The organism is Sphingopyxis sp. BSN-002 (assembly GCF_022024275.1).
GTDB lineage: Bacteria > Pseudomonadota > Alphaproteobacteria > Sphingomonadales > Sphingomonadaceae > Sphingopyxis.
Genome location: NZ_CP091804.1, coordinates 1,122,520 through 1,142,874, shown reverse-complemented (window position 1 = coordinate 1,142,874; position 20,355 = coordinate 1,122,520). Strand labels below are relative to the sequence as shown.

General features: G+C 65.0%; 16 protein-coding genes. 12 read left to right on the top strand and 4 right to left on the bottom strand.

Annotated elements, in window-relative coordinates; translation table 11 throughout:
* Window positions 1–9 precede the first annotated feature (9 nt).
* The 7 genes from L7H23_RS05715 to L7H23_RS05685 are packed head-to-tail and all read left to right on the top strand — an operon-like array spanning window position 10 to window position 11,724.
* A complete protein-coding gene (locus tag L7H23_RS05715; protein WP_237838389.1) occupies window positions 10–3,267 on the top strand; it encodes an alpha-L-rhamnosidase in 3,258 nt (1,085 codons plus the stop codon).
* Entirely contained in the window at window positions 3,264–4,730 is a 1,467-nt protein-coding gene (locus L7H23_RS05710; RefSeq protein WP_237838388.1) for a carboxylesterase family protein, read from the top strand. Before L7H23_RS05715 ends, L7H23_RS05710 begins: the two co-directional genes overlap by 4 nt.
* A complete protein-coding gene (locus L7H23_RS05705) occupies window positions 4,727–5,590 on the top strand; it encodes an alpha/beta hydrolase (protein WP_237838387.1) in 864 nt (287 codons plus the stop codon). The genes L7H23_RS05710 and L7H23_RS05705 overlap by 4 nt, the downstream gene beginning before the upstream one ends.
* Window positions 5,587–7,185, top strand: coding sequence for a tannase/feruloyl esterase family alpha/beta hydrolase (locus L7H23_RS05700; protein ID WP_237838386.1), 1,599 nt, complete (start codon window positions 5,587–5,589; stop codon window positions 7,183–7,185). Before L7H23_RS05705 ends, L7H23_RS05700 begins: the two co-directional genes overlap by 4 nt.
* The gene (locus L7H23_RS05695; protein ID WP_237838385.1) at window positions 7,182–8,858 is read left to right on the top strand and encodes an AMP-binding protein; all 1,677 of its coding nucleotides are present in this window, start codon (window positions 7,182–7,184) and stop codon (window positions 8,856–8,858) included. The genes L7H23_RS05700 and L7H23_RS05695 overlap by 4 nt, the downstream gene beginning before the upstream one ends.
* On the top strand, window positions 8,855–9,196 hold the full coding sequence (locus L7H23_RS05690) for a hypothetical protein (protein ID WP_237838384.1): 342 nt from the start codon (window positions 8,855–8,857) through the stop codon (window positions 9,194–9,196). The genes L7H23_RS05695 and L7H23_RS05690 overlap by 4 nt, the downstream gene beginning before the upstream one ends.
* Window positions 9,196–11,724, top strand: coding sequence for a glycoside hydrolase family 3 C-terminal domain-containing protein (locus tag L7H23_RS05685; protein ID WP_237838383.1), 2,529 nt, complete (start codon window positions 9,196–9,198; stop codon window positions 11,722–11,724). The genes L7H23_RS05690 and L7H23_RS05685 overlap by 1 nt, the downstream gene beginning before the upstream one ends.
* A 62-nt stretch (window positions 11,725–11,786) precedes the next feature.
* Here the strand turns inward: L7H23_RS05685 and L7H23_RS05680 are convergent, their stop codons facing one another.
* The gene (locus L7H23_RS05680; RefSeq protein ID WP_237838382.1) at window positions 11,787–12,698 is read right to left on the bottom strand and encodes a DMT family transporter; all 912 of its coding nucleotides are present in this window, start codon (window positions 12,696–12,698) and stop codon (window positions 11,787–11,789) included.
* Window positions 12,699–12,797: 99 nt separating this feature from the next.
* Entirely contained in the window at window positions 12,798–13,568 is a 771-nt protein-coding gene (locus tag L7H23_RS05675; RefSeq protein ID WP_237838381.1) for a fumarylacetoacetate hydrolase family protein, read from the bottom strand.
* A gap of 141 nt (window positions 13,569–13,709) precedes the next feature.
* Between L7H23_RS05675 and leuC the strand changes: the two genes are divergently transcribed.
* Window positions 13,710–15,128: a 3-isopropylmalate dehydratase large subunit gene (leuC, locus tag L7H23_RS05670; protein WP_237838380.1), complete on the top strand. Its 1,419-nt coding sequence runs from the start codon at window positions 13,710–13,712 to the stop codon at window positions 15,126–15,128.
* On the opposite strand, the gene leuD is transcribed toward leuC, so the two are convergent.
* Window positions 15,125–15,706 carry a 3-isopropylmalate dehydratase small subunit gene (gene leuD / locus L7H23_RS05665; RefSeq protein ID WP_237839131.1) on the bottom strand — a complete coding sequence of 194 codons (582 nt, stop codon included), beginning with the start codon at window positions 15,704–15,706 and terminating at the stop codon, window positions 15,125–15,127. The genes leuC and leuD overlap by 4 nt on opposite strands.
* A gap of 128 nt (window positions 15,707–15,834) precedes the next feature.
* On the opposite strand from leuD, the gene L7H23_RS05660 reads away from it, so the two are divergent.
* Window positions 15,835–16,341: a MarR family transcriptional regulator gene (locus tag L7H23_RS05660; RefSeq protein WP_237838379.1), complete on the top strand. Its 507-nt coding sequence runs from the start codon at window positions 15,835–15,837 to the stop codon at window positions 16,339–16,341.
* 67 nt (window positions 16,342–16,408) lie between these two features.
* Entirely contained in the window at window positions 16,409–16,984 is a 576-nt protein-coding gene (locus L7H23_RS05655; RefSeq protein WP_237838378.1) for an NAD(P)H-dependent oxidoreductase, read from the top strand.
* Here L7H23_RS05655 and L7H23_RS05650 read toward each other — a convergent pair.
* A complete protein-coding gene (locus L7H23_RS05650; protein ID WP_237838377.1) occupies window positions 16,981–17,415 on the bottom strand; it encodes a MarR family winged helix-turn-helix transcriptional regulator in 435 nt (144 codons plus the stop codon). The genes L7H23_RS05655 and L7H23_RS05650 overlap by 4 nt on opposite strands.
* Before the next feature lie 148 nt (window positions 17,416–17,563).
* Here L7H23_RS05650 and L7H23_RS05645 point away from each other — a divergent pair, with 148 nt between their 5' ends.
* Entirely contained in the window at window positions 17,564–19,198 is a 1,635-nt protein-coding gene (locus tag L7H23_RS05645) for a long-chain-fatty-acid--CoA ligase (protein ID WP_237838376.1), read from the top strand.
* Window positions 19,199–19,223: 25 nt separating this feature from the next.
* Window positions 19,224–20,354 (top strand): lysophospholipase, encoded by a 1,131-nt coding sequence (locus tag L7H23_RS05640; RefSeq protein WP_237838375.1) that lies wholly within the window; start codon window positions 19,224–19,226, stop codon window positions 20,352–20,354.
* Window position 20,355: the final 1 nt, after the last annotated feature.

Sequence of the window (20,355 nt, the reverse complement as noted above, 5' to 3'; positions counted from 1 at the left end):
GAGGTTGGGTTGCCGCTGATCGGAAGCTTGCGAGGCCTGTTGTGGGGCGCGCTCGCGATGGTTGGCGTTGCAACCACGCCTGCTCATGCGCAGGACGACGCCCCGGCGGAGCTGCGTACCGAATATGCCGCGTCGCCGCTGGGTCTCGACACCGCCGCCCCGCGTCTTGCGTGGCGCTCGCCGGTGGTCCGTCAGACCGCCTATCGTATTCGTGTCGCCACCTCGGAAGCCCGCCTCGAATCCGCGCCGCTGTGGGACAGCGGCCGGGTCTCATCGGGCGACAATGTGCAGATCGCCTATGCCGGCCCGACGCTTGGATCGCGCCAGCGCTACTGGTGGCAGGTGCAGGTGTGGGATGCGGACGGCAAGGCCTCGGACTGGAGCGCGCCTGCCTGGTGGGAGACGGGGCTGCTCGACGCATCGGACTGGCAGGCGCGCTGGATATCGGGGCCCGTCCGGCGTGACCATGTCTGGGGCGACCTGACGCTCGATGCCGACCTGACGCTGACCGGCAAGAGCGTCGATATCCTGTTCCGGGCGCTGCCAAACGGCAAGACCTATGGCGATGCCTATGTCTGGACGCTCGCCGACGACAAGAATGGCCCTGAACTGATCCAGACGATCCGCCGCTATCCCGGCGGGACGAGCCCCGCGGTCAAGATGGAACGGCTGGGGCAGGTCAGGCTGCCCGCTCCGCTGAAAGGGCGGCGCATCGGATTGTCGATCGAGGCAAAGGGCGGTCACATCGTCACACGCATCGACGGTGCCGTCGTGGCAACGATCGACAACGACCTGCACGCGCATGGCACGATCGGGTTTGCGGGCAAGGAAGCTACTGCTGCGCTGGTCCATTCGGTTCGTGTTTCGGGCAGTCTGAGCCCCGCCGTCGCTTTCGATTTTGCAGGCGGCGACAATCCCTTCACCGGGGGCAGTATTGCGAAAGACGGGCTGGTTGTTGCCAGCGGCGTGCCGGGTGTCGACATCGTACTACCGGTCGAAGCGCCCGCGCCGCTGGTTCGCCGGGCTTTTCGTGTCACAAAGCCGGTTGCGACCGCGCGGCTCTACTACGCCGGCGCCGGTATGCCGCGCCTCTCGATCAACGGCTCGCAAGTCGGATCGCCGCTCGGTGCGGGGTACACCGCCTATGACAAGCGCGTCCTCGGCTATGCTTATGACGTGACCGGACTGCTCCGCCGCGGCGAGAATGTGATCGGCGCCGAACTCGGACGCGGCTGGTACGGGCTGACCGACCCCAATGAATGGTATTTCCACGCAGCCCCTTGGCACGGCGAACCCGCGCTGAAGGCGCAGCTCGAAATCGTCTATACCGACGGCACGCGGGGGACGGTCGCGACCGACGGGACCTGGCGTGCGATCTCGGGCCCGACGCTGAACGATTCGGTGCACCGGGGTGAGCGTTTCGACGCGCGCCTTGTGCCGACGGGCTGGGATCGGGCGGGATTCCGGGATCGCAAATGGGCGGCGGCGCCCGTTGTCGCCGGCCCGGCAGGGAAGATTGTCGCTGCCAACAGCGAAGCGATCGAGGCGGTCGAGGATATCGCGCCGGTCGCGGTGAAGGAGGTTGCGCCGGGGGTGCGTGTCTACGACTTCGGCCGTATCATCGCGGGCCGGCCGGTACTGAAAGTCGAGGGGCCGCGTGGTACGACCGTTTCGATGGTGGCCAGCGAGCGCGTTGCCGACGACGGCAAGGTCGTTCCCGCCGCCGGGTTGATCGACGCGCAGCTTCAGACCGACCGCTACACGTTGGCAGGCAAGGGCGTGGAACAATGGGAGCCGCGCTTTGGTTATCGCGGTTTCCGCTATGTACAGGTCGAAGGCTTTCCGGGCGAACCGCCGGACGGGGCGCTGACCGCACGGGTCGTCCATTCGGCGGTTGCCCGCACGGGCAGCTTTGCAAGTGCCGACGCGCTGCTGAACCAGATCGACTTTGCCGCGACCGCGTCGATCCTCAACAATCTCCATGGCTTCCAGACCGACACGCCGACCTACGAGAAGAATGGATGGACCGGCGACGCGCAGGCTTCGGCGGGCGCTGCGGCGCGCAGCCTCGACATCGTCCGGGTCTGGACCAAATGGCTCGCCGATTTCCGCGACGCACAGTCGGACAAGGGCGAGCTTCCCGAGATCGCACCGACGACGCCCTTTTACGGTTATGAGAATACCCCCGGCTGGAATGTGATCTGGGGACCGACGACGCCGTGGGATGTCGCGGCGATGATCCTGCCATGGGAGCTTTATACGACCTATGGCGACACGCGCGTTCTCGCCGACAATCACGAGATGCAGCGCCGGCTGGTCGACTATACCGCGACCTACATCAAGGCGCCGGACTATCAGCGCTCGGCAGGCCTGTCCGAATGGGCTTCGGCGGGCGGAATGGATTATAGCAATGCGCGGGGCGGCGGCATCGACGCGGTGACGACGGCCTATTTTTTCCATGAGGCCGATTTGCTTGCCAGATCCTCGGCCATCATCGGCCGCACGGACGATGCGGTGCGCTATGCGAAACTCGCCGGGGATATCCGCGTTGCCTATAATGCGCGCTATTGGGACGCGGCGAACGGCTGGTATCGCACCGTCGATGCGAAAGGCGTCGCCGGACCGCCGACCCAGGTGCAGAATGTCCTTCCGCTCGCCTTCGGTATGGTGCCCGATGGGCGGGAGCAGGGCGTAGCCGACGCGATCGCGAACGACGTGGGCCGGCAGGGGCTTCGTACCGGTGTATTCGGTGCGCGCTATCTGCTCGAAATCCTGAGCGACCATGGCCATGCGAACCTTGCCTACCGCGTCGCGACGCGCGTGGAGGAACCGGGCTGGGGCTGGTGGATTGCGAACGGCCACAAGACGATGTTCGAGACCTGGAGCCTGAACAGCCGGTCGCGCGATCATCATTATTTCGCGTCGATTTCCGACTGGATGCGCCAGCGGCTCGCGGGGCTGCGCCCGGGCGCTCCGGGGTACAAGATCGTGCTGGTCAAGCCGGCGATCCCTGACGGGCTCGCGAGCGCCGAGGCCGCAATGGACACGGTATATGGCCGCGCCTTTTCGGGCTGGAAGGTTGAAGGCGGCAAGCTGACGTTGACTGCCGAAGTACCCGCGAACACGGCGGGCGAAATATGGGTGCCGACGCGCTTCGGTGCGATCGCGGCTCCCGCCGGCGCCGAACCGGTGCGGCAGGAGACGGGTTTCGCCGTCTACAGCACCGGCCCCGGCCGTTTCATTTTTACCACCGGAGGCGCGCAATGATCCGCGGAATACTGGTTTCGGTCGCTCTTCTGGGGACACCCGTGACCGCGCAGCAAGTGGCGACGGACAGCGGCCCGATTGCCGGCGCGACCGTCGACGGTATCACGTCGTTCAAGGGCATTCCCTTTGCGGCGCCGCCGGTCGGCGACTTGCGCTGGCGCGCGCCGGCGCCGGTCGCTTCCTGGAGCGCGCCGCGCGACGCGACGGCCTATGGCCCCGACTGCATGCAGAACCCGCTGCCGGGGATCAAACCGGGCGAGCGTCCGATGAGCGAGGATTGCCTGACGCTCAACGTCTGGACGCCGAAACCCGTCAAGGGAGCGAAGCTGCCCGTTATGGTCTGGATTCACGGGGGCGGCTTTGTCGGCGGGTCGGGGACCTTGCCCGAAACCGACGGCAGCCTGCTTGCCAGGCGCGACGTCGTGGTCGTCAGCTTCAACTACCGGCTCGGCCGTTTCGGCTTCTTCGCGCATCCGGCGCTGGGGCAGGGCGGCAACTGGGGCCTGATGGACCAGATTGCGGCGCTCGAATGGGTCCGGCGCAACATCGGATCCTTTGGCGGCGATCCGGCGAAGGTCACGATTTTCGGCGAAAGTGCCGGCGGGGAATCGGTATCGCGCCTGATGGCGTCGCCGGCCGCGAAAGGCCTGTTCACCCGCGCGATCGTTGCCTCGGGTGGCGGCCGCGACGACTGGCCGACACTCGCCGATGCACAAGCGAAAGGGCAGGCGTTCGCGGTCCGCGCGAACGCTCCCGACGCGCCGGCACTGCGTGCGCTGTCGGCCGAAACGGTGCTTGGCAGCATTGCGCTGATGAGCAAGGAGGACGACCGCTACGCCGGCCCGATGACCGACGGCACGATTGTTCCGGCCGGCGCCGAGGCGATTTTCGCCGAAGGCAAACAGGCCCATATTCCCTATATCGTCGGCAGCAACGACGACGAACTCGGCTTCATCCCGGTGCCGTTCCGCGCAATGGTGAACGGTCCGGTGGAAAAGGCGCTTGGCGCCTCCGCAGCCATGGTGAAGGCCGCTTACGCCAGCGAGGACGAGGCGAACCGACGGCTTGGCGGGGATGCTATCTTCGCTGAGCCGGCGCTCGCTTTCGGCCTGCTGCAGGCTCGTGCGGGGGTGCCAACCTTCCTCTATCGCTTCGGCTATGTCGCCGAGGGGCAGCGCAAGCCCGACGTCGGGGCGGTTCATGCATCGGATGTTGCCTTCCAGTTCGGCAACCTGCCTGCGGATGCGACCGCTGCCGACCGTGCCGCGGCAAAGCAGCTTGGCGACTACTGGACCAATTTTGCGAAGACCGGCGATCCGAACGGGGCGGGGCTGCCCGTCTGGGCGCGGCTTGATCCCGCGGCGCCGCAGCTGCTGTCGATCGGTATCGAGGCGACGACGATGGCGCAGGCGGCTACGCCCGCTCTCACCGCCATCGCCGCAGCGCGGAGCGAAAAGAAATGAAAGTCCTGACCATGCGCCTCTCCGCCGTTATCGCCGGCGCGCTTGCCATCGTGGCGATCCCCGCTTGTGCATGGGAGGCCATTCGCCTGTCGTCCGATCCGGTTCCCGCGACGTCGAAGGAGGTACGCGAAACCGGCCCGTTCGGAACGATCGTGCGTAATGTGTCCGACGCGACGCTCACGCCCTATGTCCCCGAAAAACCCAATGGCACGGCGGTGATCGTCGCCCCCGGCGGCGGTTTTCACATGCTGTCGATCGACAATGAGGGCGAGGCGGTCGCCAGATGGCTGAACAGCCAAGGCGTTACCGCGTTCGTGCTCAGATATCGCCTGCTAGAAACCGGCGCGGACTTTCCCCTGCAGATGATGCGCTATCTTGCCAATCTTCCCGCGCTACGTACCGCGGTCGAACCGCTGCGTCCGCTCGCGACCGCCGATGGCGAGAATGCGGTCAGGTGGGTGCGCAAGCATGCCGGCCGCTATGGCATCAAACCCGATCGCGTCGGGCTGATGGGCTTTTCGGCAGGCGGCGCGGTGACGGTCTGGACGCTGGCGGCGAACAAGTCCGCGAGCCGTCCCGATTTTGCGATCGCCATCTATCCGGGGCTGCTACCCGACACAATCGCGGTGCCGAAGAAGGCGCCGCCGCTGTTCGTCGCGGCCGCCAAGGACGACAAGCTGGCCTACGACGACAGCGTCCGCCTTGCCGCGGCGTGGAAGGGAGCTGGCGCGAGCAGCACGATCGTCACTTACGAGAGCGGAGGTCATGGTTTCGGCATGAAGAAGAGCGGCAAACCGAGCGACGCATGGACCGACGCGATGAGCGGCTGGATGCGCAGCCAGGGACTCGTCGGCAAATGAGGGGCGCGTCGTTTTTCCTGCTCGCCGGCGGGTCGTTGCTCGCTGCCTGCACTGCGAACGAGCCGGCGCCGACGCCTGCATCGTCTGCGCAGAAGGTCGGGAGCTGCGAGGCGCTGACCGGCATGGCGCTGAAGGATGGCAAGATCGATGTCGCGACCTCGCTGGCCGGCGGAGCGATGGTCAATCTCGAGGCGGGCAAGCCCGGCCTGCCGGCTCCTGCGGCCTTCTGCCGCGTGCAGGCGACGCTCTCGCCGGTAGCGGGATCGTCGATCAAGGTCGAAGTCTGGCTGCCCGAACGCACCGGGTGGAACGGCAAGCTGCTTGGCGCGGGCAATGGCGGCTTTGGTGCCAACATGCTGTTGCCGTCGCTCCTGATGCGCGGTGCGGTGCAAAAGGGCTATGCGACGGTCGGTACCGACATGGGCCATGTCAGCGAAAGCGATGTCGATGCGAGCTGGGCACTGAACGCGCCCGAGAAAATCCGCGACTATGGCTGGCGGGCCAATCATGTCGGGGCGGAGGCCGCGAAGCAGGTCATCGCCGCCTATTATGAAGGCCCGCTCGCCGCGAGCTATTTCCACGGCTGCTCGGACGGTGGTCGGCAGGCGCTGATGCTCGCGCAACGATTCCCCGCCGACTATGACGCGATCATTGCGGGCGCTCCGGCGATGCCGTGGACGCGCATGGCAAGCGCCTTTGCGAACAATGCGGTCGCGGCAAGCAAGCCCGGCGGCGACCTGCCGATGGCGAAGCTGAAACTGTTGCAGGCGGCGTCGCTCGGGCAGTGCGACGCGCTCGACGGGATAAAGGACGGCGTGATCGACGATCCGCGATCCTGTCATTTCGATCCCGCGAAGCTTGCGTGCAAGGGCGGTGACGGCACCGATTGCCTGACCGCGGGCGAGGTCGCGACGGCGAAGCTGTTCTATGACGGGGCGAAGGGCTCCGACGGCAAGAGCTTCTATCCTGGTTTCTCTCCCGGCGCCGAGGCGGAAGCGGGGACATGGTCGCAGTGGCTGACCGGAAAGACGTCGCAGCATGTGAAGTTCGGCACCGCCTTCTTCCGCTATTTCGTTCATGCCAATCCCGACTGGCAGCTTGCCGATTTCAGCCTCGAGCGCGATTATGCACTCGCAAGGGCACGTGTCGGCGGCGATCTCGATGCCGACAGCACCGACCTCCGCGCCTTCTACAAGCGGGGCGGCAAGCTGATCCTCTACCATGGCTGGAACGATGCCGGGATCCCGGCGCAGAATACGGTCGATTATTACGAGCGCCTCGTCGTGGAGAATCCGCGCGCGGCGGCAAGTTCGGTCCGCCTGTTCATGGTTCCCGGCATGTCGCACTGCCTTGCCGGGCCCGGGCCCAATAATTTCGATCCGCTGACCGCGATCGATGGCTGGCGGCAGGGTGGTCCGGCACCCGAACGGATCGTCGCGACCAAATATGACAATGACCTGTTCGCCTACATCGGCTTGCCGGCGAAGGCCGGCCGGACCCGTCCGCTCTGCTCCTTCCCGAAGGTCGCGAAGTGGGACGGCAAGGGATCGACCGACGATGCCGCGAGCTTTGCCTGCGAGGCGCCGGGGAAATGACGAGCCATGTCAGGGGAGCCACCGAGCCGCCGCTGATCGGCCACACGATCGGCACCGCGCTTGCGCTTGCAGCCAAACGCTGGGGCGATCGCGATGCGCTGGTGTCGGTCGGACAGGGCATCCGCTGGACCTTCGCCGAACTGCTCGAACGCGCCGACGCGGTTGCGGCAGGGCTGCTCGCGCTCGGACTGAACCCGGGCGACCGGATCGGCATCTGGGCGCCGAATTGCGCGGAATGGGCGTTGACCCAGTTTGCGGCGGCGCGCGCGGGGCTGATCCTCGTCACGATCAACCCGGCCTATCGCCTGTCCGAAGTCGAATATACGATCAACAAGGTCGGCCTGTCGGCGCTCGTCGCCGCGACGAGTTTCAAGACGAGCGACTATCCCGCGATGATCGAGGAACTCGCGCCCGAAGTCGCCGCAAGCGCGCCCGGTCAGCTTCGCGCCGCGCGGCTGCCGACGCTGCGCTCGCTGATCCTGATCGGCACGGATGCGCGGCCCGGCTGGCTGCGCTTCGACGATGCGGCTGCGCTCGCGACTGACGCCGACCGCCAGCGTCTCGCGGCGATCGGCCCGATGCTCGATCCGAACGATGCGATCAACATCCAGTTCACCAGCGGCACCACCGGCCTGCCCAAAGGGGCGACGCTCAGCCACCGCAACATCCTCAACAACGGCTATTTCGTCGGCCGTACGCAGGGGCTGGGCGAGGACGACAGGATCTGCATTCCCGTGCCGCTCTATCATTGCTTCGGTATGGTCATGGGCAATCTCGCCAGCATCACCCATGGTGCCGCGATGGTATATCCGTCCGAAGGGTTCGATCCCGACGCCGTGCTGCAGGCGGTCGAGTCCGAGCGTTGTACGGCGCTCTACGGCGTGCCGACAATGTTCATCGCGGTGCTCGCACACCCCGATTTCGACCGGTTCGACGTTTCGTCGCTCCGTACCGGATGCATGGCCGGCGCGATCTGCCCCGAGCCACTGATGCGGCAGGTCGTCGAGCGCCTGCACATGCGCGATGTAACGATCGCCTATGGCATGACCGAAACGAGCCCGGTGAGCTTCCAGACCGCGCCGGACGATCCGTTCGAGCGCCGCGTGGGTTCCATCGGCCGGGTGCAGCCGCACCTCGAGTGCAAGATCGTCGATGGTGAAGGGAATATCGTGCCCTCGGGCGAGCCCGGCGAGCTGTGCACCCGCGGCTATTCGGTGATGATCGGCTATTGGGACGAAGCCGGGCGTACGGCGGAGTCGATCGACGCCGACGGCTGGATGCATTCGGGCGATCTCGCGACGATCGATGCCGACGGCTATGGCAATATCGTCGGACGCCTCAAGGACATGGTCATCCGGGGCGGCGAGAACATCTATCCGCGCGAGATCGAGGATTTTCTTTTCCGGCATCCGGCGGTCGAGGATGTCGCCGTTGTCGGCATCCCCGACGAGCGCATGGGCGAAGAGCTTTGCGCATGGATACGCCTGAAAGCGGGAGCGGACCTTGATCCCGGGCAGGTCCGCGAATTCTGCCGCGGGCAGATCGCCCACTATAAAATCCCTCGATATGTGCGCATTGTCGAGGAATTCCCCACGACGGTGACGGGGAAGATCCAGAAATATCTGATCAGAGAAGCAATGGTCGCCGAATTTGGAAAGGAAGAATCCCGATGAAATATCTCCTGCTTGGAACCCTGTTGACGCTCGCATCGCCTGCGCTGGCGCAGGGCACGCCGGCGCCTGCCGCCGACGCGAGGCCGGCGCCCGCTGCTGCGCCTGCGTCCGCCCCCGCGGCCGATGCGAAGTTCTCGCTAGACACCCCGCTGCAGGACATCGTCGCCGACGAGAAGGGCAAGGCGGTGATCGAAAAGCATTTCCCGGGCATGATCGCACTGCCCGAATATGAGATGTTCAAGGCGATCAGCCTCACGCAGCTTCAGCCCTATGCCAATGGCAAGATCACCGACGAGATGATGGCCGCGACGGCCAAGGATCTGGCGGAGATCAAGTGATGAAGAGCCGGACAGCCTATCTGGCGGCAACCCTGCTGTCCCCGACGGTGGCGCTGTCCGGCGCGCAGGCGCAGGATATGATCTACAAGGACACATCGGCCCCGGTCGAGGCGCGCGTCGAAGACCTGATGGGAAGACTGACACTCGACGAGAAAATCCTGCTGCTTGCGGGCGAAAGCTCGATGACGCTCAACCCTGTCGAGCGGCTCGGTATCCCGTCGATCCGCATGACCGACGGACCGACGGGCGTGCGCTCGCCCGATGGCAAACCCGCGACGGTTTTCCCCGTCGGCGTTGCGATGGCGGCGACGTGGAACCCTGACTTGACCGCGAAGGTCGGCGCGGCGATCGGCAAGGAAACGATTGCGCACGGCGCCGACGTGCTGCTCGCACCGACGGTCAACATCGTGCGCACCCCGCGCTGGGGACGCAATTTCGAGACCTATTCCGAGGATCCGTATCTGGCTGGCCAGATCGGGCTCGGCTATGTGCGGGGCGCCCAGGGCGCCGGGATCGGCGTCTCGCTCAAGCATTTCGCCGCGAACAACCAGGAAACCAACCGCTTTATCGTCGATTCGGTCGTCGACCAGCGGACGCTGCGCGAAATCTACCTCCCTGCGTTCGAGACGGTGATCAAGGGCGCCGATCCCTGGTCGGTGATGGCGTCGTACAACAAGATCAACGGGACGCATGCCGCCGAGAACCGCTGGCTGCTTACCGACCTTCTGAAGGGCGAGTGGGGGTATAAGGGGTTTGTCGTATCCGACTGGGGGGCGGTCCATTCAACCGCGCCGACGGTCAATGCCGGAATGGACCTCGAGATGCCCGGGCCGCCGAACCATTTTGGCGCAAAGCTCAGGAAAGCCGTCGATGAGGGCAAGGTCACGACGGCGCAGATCGATGACAATGCCCGCCGCATGGTGCGGCTGATCGTGCGCAGCGGAGCAATCGAGCGCGGAGTAGCGCGGCCGGTCGCAGACGTGACGCCGCGCAATGCCGCCCTTGCGCAAAGCGCAGCCGAGGAGGCGATCGTGCTCCTCAAGAACAATGGCGTATTGCCGCTCCCGGCGTCGATCAAATCGCTCGCGGTGATCGGACCGAACGCGGATGTGGTGCGCATCCAGGGCGGGGGCAGTTCGGCGGTGGTGCCGTTCGAGACGAGTACGCCGCTGGCGGCGCTGAAAGCTGCGCTTCCGGGCGTGAAGATCGTCTACGCGAGGGGCGTCGACAACGAGGAAACCCCGCCGGGGGCCAATCCGAAGCTGTTCAGTCCCGGCGCCGACCGCAGCGTGGCGGGGCTCGCCGCGACCTATTACGCCAATGCCGACATGAGCGGCGAACCGGTGAAACGCGAAACCGCGACCAGCTTCCTGAAGCGGATCAGCGGCAATATCGCCGGGCCGCAGGTCACCGGCTATTCCGCTTTCCGCTGGGAGGGGCTGTTCTGGCCTGAAAAAAGCGGGACTTACGAATTCAGCACGCGCGGTACCGGAAATGCGACGATCACCCTCGACGGCAAGACGGTGCTGTCGAAGGAGAGCGCGGCGAAACCCGATATCCGCGACGTGCTCGGTTTTCCGATCCCCCGACGGACCGTTTCGGTCGAGCTCGAAGGCGGGCGCAGCTATCCCGTCCGGATCGACTATGTCACCGGGCAGACACCCTATGAATATCTGAGCTTTGGCATCCGCGAGCCGTTGCCCTCGTTCGACGAAGCCGTCGCCGCGGCGCGCAATGTCGATGCGGTCGTCGTGTTCGTCGGGTCTTCGTCGACGACCGAAGGAGAGGGGTATGACCGCACCTCGCTCGACCTGCCGGGCGACCAGAACAAGCTGGTCGAGGCGGTGATCGCCGCCAATCCGAAGGCTGCGGTCGTGGTGAACGCTGGCGCAGCAATGACGATGCCGTGGGCCGGTAATGCGCCCGCGATCGTGGACATGTGGCTGCCGGGTGAAGGTGGCGCTGCGGCGCTCGCGAACGTGCTCACCGGGAAGGTCAATCCGTCAGGTAAACTGCCGGTGACTTTCCCGGCGCGAACCGAGGACGATACGCTCAACCTCAAGGGAGCCAAGACGCCCTATTCCGAGGGGTTGCTCGTCGGCTATCGCGGCTATGCGGCGAAGGGCGTGAAACCGCTCTTCGCCTTCGGTCACGGCCTCAGCTACACCAGCTTTGCCTATTCGGGGCTTTCCGCCCCCGCGCGAACGGACGGGAAGAAGGGCCTGCCGGTCAGCCTGACGCTGCGCAACGAAGGCAAGCGGGCCGGCAAGGAGGTTGTCCAGCTTTACGTCGCCGCGGTCGCGCCGGGCGAGGGTGATGCGCCGATTGCGCTTCGCGGGTTCGCGAAGGTCGATCTGGCGCCGGGCGCGCGCCGGAAGGTCGCGGTTACGCTCGATCCCCGGGCCTTTTCGCGCTTCGATACGGCGAGCGGCGAGTGGCGGGTTGCTCCCGGGCGCTACAGGATCATGGCCGGGGCGTCTTCCGCCGATATCCGGCAAGTCCGGGAGATCGAGGTGGTTGCCGACTGAAGGATCGGGCGAACATGATTGCTGCTGCATAGCCTGGCCGCACGTTGCGCGGCGGCGTTCGCTCATGCGGCAGCGATGAGGGCCAGAATGACGCCGGCGGCGACGAGCAGCAGGCCCAGAACCTCGTGCCAGCGTACGGTATCGCGCAGATAGAAATGCGCGAAGGCGATCGTGAAGATCACCTCGACCTGCCCGACGATGCGTACGAGCGCGGCGGGTGCCGCCGCAAATCCGGTGTACCAGCAGGCCGAGCCAAGGGCCGAGAGCAGTCCGACCTGACCCGACGTCCGCCACGATCGCCAGACGCCGCGCAGGGTTTCGCGATCGCGGGCCACGATCCACGCGAGGTGCAGGACGCTTTGGATCGCCATCACCACAACGAGCGTGACCAGCGCGGATCCGATCGTATCGACCCCCTTCAGTTCTGCGGTCGCAAGCTTGATCGCGATCGCGGCGCAGGCGAACATCGAACCCGCGCCAAGGCCGCATAGCGCGGCGGGCTGGCGCAGGGCTTGTCCGATCTGGCGGGCGGTAATGCCCTGTCCCGCGAGCGCCAGTATCAGCACGCCCGCGACGCCGACGACGATGCCGGCCCACGCGAGCAGGGGAAGATGCTCGTCGAGAAACAGCGCGGTTACCAGCGCGGCCTGGATCGCCTCGGTTTTCGAGAACGCCGTGCCGACGACGAAGCCTCGATGGCCGAAAGCCATGATCAGCAGGATAGTCCCCGCCATCTGCGTGATGGCGCCTGCGGCCGAAAAGCCGAGGAATTGCGTTGTCGCTGCCGGAACCGGGGTGCCGGGAATCCCGAGCCACAGGACCGCGAAAGCGAATGCGAAGGGAAGCCCGTAGAGATAGCGTACCAAGCCCGCGCCGCTGACGCTGAGTTCAGACCGCAGGCGCTGCTGAAGCGCGGTGCGCCATGCCTGGAAAAGGCCGCCGAGCAGCGAGGCAGGGAGCCAGACGGGATTCATGCCGGGCGCAACCTCCGGCTGCCTGGTTCATGGTCTTGCGGAATCGTTCGTCTCCCCTCGCGAGCGGCCGCCCGCGCCGTTCCCGGCAAACCGTATCGGCTATCGGGCAAATGTCACGCCGATGCCGCCGATGCCTTCAATCCCGGCCTCGAAGCGGTCTCCCGGCGTTGCGGGGACCATCGGACCCAACGCGCCCGAAAGAATGATGTCGCCGGCCCTGAGCGGTTCGCCGCGTACGATGCGCATCGAGACGAGCCATTCGAGCGCGTTCAGCGGATTGCCAAGGCAGGCCGCGCCGCTGCCCTGCGATGCCACAGCTCCGTTTTTTGCCATGGTCATCGTGCATCCGGCAAGGTCGAGGCCGCCGATATCGACGGGTTCGGTGCCCAGAACGAAGAGTCCCGACGACGCGTTGTCGGCGACCGTATCGACCATCCCGATGTCCCAGTCGGCGATGCGGCTGTCGACGATCTCGAGCGCAGGAAGCGCATAGGCGATTGCTCCGGCCAGTCCGGCCGGATCATCGCCGCTCGCGGTAATGTCGCGGCCGAGAACGAAGGCGATTTCGGCCTCGACCTTCGGTTGCAGCAGGCGGCCGGGAGTCACCGTATCCAAAACCTGCATGTCGGCGAACAGCACGCCGAAATCGGGCTGGTCGACCCCGAGCTGCGTTTGCACGGCTTTCGATGTCAGGCCGATCTTGGCGCCGACGATCGTTCGCCCCTCCGCCACCCAGTGATCGCGATTGAGCGTCTGGATCGCGTACGCGTCCGTCAGGGTCGCGTCGGGCTCGGCATGGCGGATCGGGGGGAGGGTACGGCCCGTGTAGGCGGCCCGGATTCGCGCGGCGCAGGCTTGATGATCAACCAAATTATGCCCCTAAAGATATGAAAAAAATGAATAATGATGACTGATGTCGAGCGCTGGCGTTGAAAGTCCTTGCCCGTTTCGGGCGGTGCTGACTATAAGTTAGTTATCTAAGTATTTTCAGGCGCTACGCAAGACCATTCGATGACACGGCCCTTTCCGCGCACACTCTATGACAAGATATGGGATGCGCATGCCGTTGCGGACGACGATGGCGAGACGATCCTCTATATCGATCTGCATCTGTTGCATGAAGTCACCTCGCCGCAGGCGTTCGCCGGACTGGTCGCGGCAGGACGGCCGGTCCGCCGGCCCGAACTGGCGCTGGCCCTTTCCGACCATAATGTGCCGACCGCCGGGCAGGCGGCGGGAACTGCGGGTGTGTCCGATCCGGAGGCACGGGCGCAGCTCGAGGCGCTTGTCGACAACACGCGCCGGTTCGGGATCGAGAATTTCCCGCTGGGCGATCCACGGGGCGGGATCGTGCATGTCGTCGGGCCCGAGCAGGGGCGTTCGCAGCCTGGGATGACGATCGTTTGCGGCGACAGCCATACCTCGACCCATGGCGCGTTCGGCGCGCTGGCCTTCGGGATCGGAACCTCCGAGGTCGAGCATGTGCTGGCGACCCAGACGATCCGGCAGCGCAAATCGCGCAACATGCGCATCCACGTTGAGGGGCGGTTGGCCGCGCACGTCCATGCCAAGGATCTGGCGCTCCATCTGCTGGCGGTGATCGGGGTCGATGGCGCGACGGGACATGTCATCGAATATGCGGGGCCGGCTGTGCGGAAGCTGTCGATGGAAGGGCGGATGACGCTGTGCAACCTCAGCATCGAAATGGGCGCGCGCGCGGGACTGATCGGCCCCGACGACACGACATTCTCCTATCTGGAGGGGCGTCCGGCGGTGCCCGCGGGCGCGGCGCTGGCTGCGGCGCTGACGCGCTGGAGCGGCCTCCCGACCGATGCGGGCGCGCTGTTCGATCGCGAAGTCCGCGTTGACGCCGCCGCCGTGCGACCGATGGTAAGCTGGGGCACGAACCCGTCACAGGTTATCGCCGTCGATACTCCGATTCCCGATCCCGCAACATTTCCGGACGCCGAGGAACGTGCCGCTGCCGAACGCGCCCTCGCCTATATGGACCTGATGCCGGGGACGCCGATCGCGGGCACGCGGCTCGATCGCGTCTTTATCGGAAGCTGTACGAACAGCCGCATCGAGGATCTGCGTGTCGTCGCGGATATCGCCCGGGGGCGCCGCGTCGCACCGCACGTCAGGGCGATGGTGGTGCCCGGTTCGGGCCTCGTCAAAAGGCAGGCGGAAGCGGAGGGGCTCGATCGGGTCCTGCAATCGGCGGGCTTCGACTGGCGCGAGCCCGGATGTTCGATGTGCGTCGGGATGAATGCGGATCGTCTGCAACCGGGCGAGCGGTGTGCCGCGACCTCGAACCGCAATTTCGAAAACCGGCAGGGACGGGGAGGACGGACCCATCTGATGAGCCCGGCCCTTGCCGCGGCAAGCGCGATCGCGGGATGCATCGCCGATCCCGCCAGCCTCGGCTAGGCCCTTTCGAAGCGTGCGATTGCGGTCTCGTGCCGCATCGTCCGCGCTATGTCGTCGAGACCCTCCAGCAGCGTCCGCCGGTCGTCGGGGTCGACTTCGAACATAATCTCCTCGGCTGACGCCAGCGTGATCCGCTGATCGACCAGATCGATAGTGACCGGCGCGAATTGCGCGAGCTCCACCTCGTTGCGAAGCTGTTCGCACAGCGCGTCGGGAAGGCGGATCAGGAGCAGGCCGTTCTTGCGCGCATTACCCGAGAATATGTCGCCGAAACTCGGCGCGACGATGCATCGGATCCCGAAATCGGCGAGCGCCCAGACGGCGTGCTCGCGCGACGACCCGCACCCGAAATTGCGATCCGCGATCAATATCTGTGCCTGGCGGCAAGCGCCGCGATTCAGGATGAAATCGGGGCGCTCGCCGCCAGCGGCGTCATAGCGGAGTTCCTGAAACAGATGCCGTCCGAGTCCCGCGCGCGTCAGGGCTTTCATGAAGCGGGCCGGTATGACCATGTCGGTGTCTACATTGGCGAGCGCCAGCGGCGCGGCGACTGCGGTCAGGCGGGCGAATTTTTCCAGGGACCTGCTCCTTTAACTTAGTATACTAAGTATAATCGGTCAGCCGCCTTGTCCAATCATATCGGTGTGCCGAAGCATATTGCCGCCTGAATCATAGGGCTCTAAGGTTCGGACAAAGGGGAAAATCTTTGGCAAAGAAGAACGAGGGCTTCCGGCATCCGGCGGAATATTACACGAACCCGGAAAACAGCATCGGCTATCTCGCGCGTATCGTTTTCCGTTCCTTTTCGCGGCTGCTCGAACGCGGAACGCTGACGCACGACGTCTCGGCGGGGCAATGGCGCTTTCTCCGTCAATTGTGGCGCGAGGACGGGATCACCCAGCGCGAACTCAGCGAGCGGGTCGGGATGCGCGAGCCGACGACCGTCGTGGCGCTGAAGGGCCTTGAAAAGGCGGGGTTCATCACACGCAAGAAGACCGAGGACGATCGCCGCAAGACCTTCATCTATCTGACGCCGCATGCGAAAAAGCTCGAGCTGGTCCTCGCCCCGATGAACGCCGAGGTTCATGAGGTCGCGACACGCGGAATGACCGATGCGGAGGTCGAGACGCTGCAGAAGCTGATGCGGCGCGTGATCGACAATCTTGCCGACGAGACCGCCAAGCTGTCGACGCTGTCGGATATCAAGGCCTGAAATCGGGGCCCCTTGCACTCCGCGTGCAATAAGTTAGTATTCTAACTATATTGCAGGGGAGGGACCATTGATCAGGATTGCCGTCGTCGTCGGGAGCGTGCGTGAGGGGTCGTTCAATCGCGCGCTGGGGAAACTGGCGATCGAGGCGCTTGAAGCGCAGGGTGCCGTCGTTACCGACGTCGACCTCGCGGGCTTCGATCTGCCGCTCTATTCGGCCGCCCTTGAAGCCGACAATTTTCCGGCCGACGCAGGACGGCTGAAGACGCTGTTTGCGGCGCAGGACGGGCTGCTGTTCGTCTCGCCCGAATATAATGGCTCCGTTTCGCCCCTGCTCAAGAACGCGATCGACTGGGCGTCGCGTCCCACCGGCGAGGAATCGCTCGTTGCGCTCAGCGCCTATCGCGGCAAGGCGAGTGCAGTCATGTCGGCATCGATCAGCCCGTTCGGCGGCCTTCGCGGTCTGATGCACCTTCGTCAGATTCTCTCGACCATTCAGACGATCGTGATCCCCGAACAGGTCCTGATTCCGAATGCGCATGCGGCTTTCGACGAAACCGGAAAGCTGAAGGATGCGCTGCCGGCCTCGTTGGTCGACATGACGGCGAGCCGACTCGTCACCGTCGCCCGGGCGCTTGCAACCTAGGGCTTGCGCTCGATATTGTCGCCCCAGTCGGCTTCGAGCGTTGCGAGCAGTGCATCGAAGCGGTCGTGACCCAGCCGCTCGGCGAGCTGGTCGGACAGTGCATCCATCGCGCGCTGGGCATCCTGCCGCATCCGCGCGCCCGTTTCGGTCAACGACACGATCATGTGCCGCCGGTCGTCGGGGTCGGGTGCGAGCTTGATCATGCCGAGCCCGACCATCTGGTTGATCGTGCTGTGGATTGCCTGACGCGACACGCCAAGGTTGCGCGCGATGTCCGAAGGGCGAACGATGCCGCTGACGATATTGGTCATCACCATCGATTGCGGACGACTTACATCGGGCCAGCCGCGGTCATGGAGCCGCGCCTGCAAGCCCTCGTCGAGCCAGCAGAAGCGCTGGAAAAGCGCGATGATGAGTTGATTGGTGCGCATGTTACGCCGACGATAGCCCCTGTTTGCCGGCAGATCGCCGACACAGGCACGCTATAAGAGCGGCGCGAGCGAGGCAAGGCGCGGGGCGTTGCATTGTCGAAATGCTTAGTATACTATCTTTCTGGAGAATGAGGGAGAGGCCCGCCGCATGGACGGTTTGATGCAGAATGTGCCGCTGACGGTCGACCGGATCATCGACCATGCGGCTGTGTGGCACGGCGAACGCGAAATCGTCTCGCGCGATGCCGAGGGGCGGGTCACCCGATCGACCTATGCCGCCATTCACGCCGATGCGAAGCGGGTTTCGAACGCGCTGGCCGCCGCCGGCATGAAGCGCGGTGATCGGGTTGCGACGATGGGCTGGAACAGCGCCCGGCACCTGGCGGCGTGGTACGGCGCGGCCGGGATGGGGGTTGTCCTCCACACGCTCAACCCCCGGCTGTTCCTCGAACAGATCGCCTATATCGCGAACCACGCCGGAGACCGGCTGCTGATCGCCGATCCGGCCACCGCCGATCTGGTCGAGGCGTTGTTGCCCCAGGTGCCGTCGATCGAGAAGGTGATCTTCTTTTGCGATGCCGCGTCGATGCCGGAAACGAGCTTCGAGGCCGTCGCATTCGATGACTGGATCGCGGGTCAGCCCGCCGGATATGTCTGGGGCGGCTTCGACGAGAATGCCGCGTGCGGGCTTTGCTACACCAGCGGAACGACGGGGAACCCCAAGGGGGTCCTTTATTCGCATCGCTCCAACTACATCCACGCGCTGATGACGCTGCAGCGCGATGCGCTGGCACTGTCGGCGCGCGATACGGTTCTGCTGGTGGTGCCGATGTATCACGCCAATGCGTGGGGTGTCGTCTATTCGGCGCCCGCGGTCGGTGCGAAGCTGGTGCTGCCGGGGCAGCGGATGGACGGCGAATCGATCTACAACCTGATCGAGCAGGAAGGCGTGACCTATTCGGCCGCGGTGCCGACCGTCTGGCAGATGCTCCTCCAGTACATGCAGGAAAACGGCAAGCGCTTCACCACGCTGGAGCGCGTGACGATCGGCGGGTCGGCCTGTCCGGAATCGATCATCCGGACCTTCCGCGACGATTATGGCGTCGATGTCATCCAGGGATGGGGGATGACCGAGACGTCGCCGCTTGGAACCGTGTCGGTGCCTAACGCCTCGGTCGCGGCGAAGGCCGACGACGAGCAGATGGCATACAAACTGAAGCAGGGGCGGCTGCTTTGCGGGCTCGAGATGAAGCTGGTCGACGATGCCGGCAACCGGCTGCCCCACGACGGCCGGACGCCCGGGCGACTGATGATCAAGGGGCCGACGATCGCGGGCGCCTATTTCGGCGGCGAGGGCGGCGATGTTCTCGACGAAGAGGGCTTCTTCGACACCGGCGACGTCAGCACGATCGACGGCGAAGGCTATATGCAGATCACCGACCGGGCGAAGGACGTCGTCAAATCGGGCGGCGAGTGGATCAGTTCGATCGAGATCGAGAATATCGCGATGGGGCACGAGGCCGTGGCCAACGCCGCCGTCGTCGGCATCGCACATCCCAAATGGGATGAGCGTCCGATTCTGCTCTGCCAGCTGAAACCGGGCGCCGCGGCCTGCGCCGATGATCTGAAGGCCTATCTCGACGGCAAGATCGCGAAATGGTGGATGCCCGACGATGTCCTTTTCGTCGAGGAGGTGCCGCTGGGGCCGACCGGCAAGATCGACAAGAAGGCGATCCGCGCGGGGCTCGAGGGGTACAGGCTGCCGTTCGAAGTTACCCGCTGAAACATACCGACAATCAGGAGAGACGATGATGGACCCCAACGGGATCGAGGGACTGGACGCGCAATTTATCGGGCGGGCGCCGCCGACGGCGCCGCGCATCCAGGCTGGCGGACATCCGTGTCAGGGGATCTACTGGACCGAAAGCGGCAAGCGTCCGAAGGTCGCCATCATCGCGACCCACTATAATGTGGATTTCTCCGAACATTATATCGCGCCGTATTTTGCACGGCAGGGCTTCGGTTTCCTCGGCTGGAACACGCGCTATCGCGGGTTCGAGGACCAGTTCCTGCTCGAGCACGCAGTTCTGGATATCGGCGTCGGCATGAAGTGGCTGAAGGAAGAGGCCGGGGTCGAACAGATCGTCATTCTGGGCAATTCGGGCGGCGGCTCGCTGATGGGCGCCTATCAGGCCGAGGCGATCGCGCCGACCCTGACCGACCGGCTACCCCCGATCGGACAGGATGCGCTGGCGCAACTGATCAAGGGCGATCTCTATATCAGCTTCAACGCGCATCAGGGACGCCCCGAAGTGCTGACCGACTGGATGGACGCGTCGGTGATCGACGAGAATGACCCGGTTGCGACCGATCCCGAACTCGATCCATTCAATCCCGACAACGGTCCGCCCTATTCAGATGCGTTCATCGAAAAATATCGCGCCGGCCAGCGCGCGCGCAACCAGCGGATCACCGATTGGGCAAAGGCCGAGCTCGCGCGTCTCAACGCGGCGGGGATTCCGGACCGCATTTTCCCGATGTTCCGCTGCTGGGGCGACATCCGCTGTGTCGATCCGGCGATCGATCCGTCGGACCGCAAACCCAACTGGTGCTATCGCGGCGACCCGAAGATCGCCAACCGCACGCCGAGCATCGGCCGCGCCAACACGCTGAAGACCTGGCTCAACATGTGGAGCCTCGAAACCTCGCCGTGTCAGGGGCAGCCGCATCTGGCGAAGCACGACACGCCCGCACTCGTCGTGCAGGGCCTTGCCGACACGGGTGTATTCCCGAGCGATGCGCGCAAGATTTTCGATTTCCTGGGATCGGCCGACAAGAGGATCGAACTGATCGAGGGCGCACATTATTTCGAGGATTCGATCCGCGAGCGCCAGAATGCCGCTGACCTCGTCGGAGCCTGGATCAGGGAGAAGCTCTGAG

Excerpts from the sequence above, each read along its gene's own strand:
- L7H23_RS05710 (WP_237838388.1), top strand. The coding sequence starts at position 3,264 with ATGATCCGCGGAATACTGGTTTCGGTCGCTCTTCTGGGGACACCCGTG.
- L7H23_RS05705 (WP_237838387.1), top strand. The coding sequence starts at position 4,727 with ATGAAAGTCCTGACCATGCGCCTCTCCGCCGTTATCGCCGGCGCGCTT.
- L7H23_RS05700 (WP_237838386.1), top strand. The coding sequence starts at position 5,587 with ATGAGGGGCGCGTCGTTTTTCCTGCTCGCCGGCGGGTCGTTGCTCGCT.
- L7H23_RS05695 (WP_237838385.1), top strand. The coding sequence starts at position 7,182 with ATGACGAGCCATGTCAGGGGAGCCACCGAGCCGCCGCTGATCGGCCAC.
- L7H23_RS05690 (WP_237838384.1), top strand. The coding sequence starts at position 8,855 with ATGAAATATCTCCTGCTTGGAACCCTGTTGACGCTCGCATCGCCTGCG.
- L7H23_RS05685 (WP_237838383.1), top strand. The coding sequence starts at position 9,196 with ATGAAGAGCCGGACAGCCTATCTGGCGGCAACCCTGCTGTCCCCGACG.
- L7H23_RS05680 (WP_237838382.1), bottom strand. The coding sequence starts at position 12,698 with ATGAATCCCGTCTGGCTCCCTGCCTCGCTGCTCGGCGGCCTTTTCCAG.
- leuC (WP_237838380.1), top strand. The coding sequence starts at position 13,710 with ATGACACGGCCCTTTCCGCGCACACTCTATGACAAGATATGGGATGCG.
- L7H23_RS05650 (WP_237838377.1), bottom strand. The coding sequence starts at position 17,415 with ATGCGCACCAATCAACTCATCATCGCGCTTTTCCAGCGCTTCTGCTGG.
- L7H23_RS05645 (WP_237838376.1), top strand. The coding sequence starts at position 17,564 with ATGGACGGTTTGATGCAGAATGTGCCGCTGACGGTCGACCGGATCATC.
- L7H23_RS05640 (WP_237838375.1), top strand. The coding sequence starts at position 19,224 with ATGATGGACCCCAACGGGATCGAGGGACTGGACGCGCAATTTATCGGG.